Source organism: Streptococcus sp. 10824, from assembly GCF_013276595.1.
GTDB lineage: Bacteria > Bacillota > Bacilli > Lactobacillales > Streptococcaceae > Streptococcus > Streptococcus pseudopneumoniae.
Genome location: NZ_VMLH01000110.1, coordinates 1 through 254, shown reverse-complemented (window position 1 = coordinate 254; position 254 = coordinate 1).

Sequence of the window (254 nt, the reverse complement as noted above, 5' to 3'; positions counted from 1 at the left end):
TGCTGTGCTGTGCTGTGCTCATGGTAGTATCCTTTCTTAGCTTTGTCAAGCTTTTGTAATTTTAATTTTATAAAAAATTAAGTTGGCTTATCCTATCTTTGTAATGCTTCATTTTTAATACATTACAGCTTCATTTTATCAAAAATAAGGATTGAAATCAAAAGAGTTCTCTAATCTCAATTTCTGATTTTTCTTTATATTTATACTCTTCAAAAATCTCTTCAAACCACATCAACGTCGCCTTACCGTATATA